1 protein-coding gene is annotated in these 292 nt (G+C 71.6%); it reads right to left on the bottom strand.

Annotated features, from left to right (window positions below; genetic code table 11):
* The coding region (locus JT719_RS24595) for an EAL domain-containing protein (RefSeq protein WP_207436424.1) at positions 1 to 292 on the bottom strand (292 nt) is incomplete at both ends.

The raw sequence follows: 292 nt of genomic DNA, 5'->3' as shown, positions 1-292 counted from the left end.
CCAGCTCCAGCCGGCTGGGGTCGATTCCCGTTTCCCGCACCACCGTCTGCACCAGCGACACGAGGCGCGGGTCCTGGAACTGGCGCGGCGACAGGTTGACCGAAACCGAGCCGATGGGCAGCTTCCGCTCGTCCCATGCGGCCAAGGTCCGGCAGGCCTCGCGCAGGGTCCAGGCGCCGATGTCCCCGATCAGGCGCGTTTTTTCGGCCAGCGGGATGAACTCGGCCGGGCTGACCAGGCCGCGCGTCGGGTGCACCCAGCGGATCAGCGCCTCGGCCCCGACGATGCGGCG

The organism is Sabulibacter ruber, from assembly GCF_017355955.1.
GTDB classification, from domain to species: domain Bacteria; phylum Bacteroidota; class Bacteroidia; order Cytophagales; family Hymenobacteraceae; genus Nibribacter; species Nibribacter ruber_A.
Note: the sequence above shows the minus strand (reverse complement) of the source record. Positions and strands in the feature narration are given on the sequence as shown.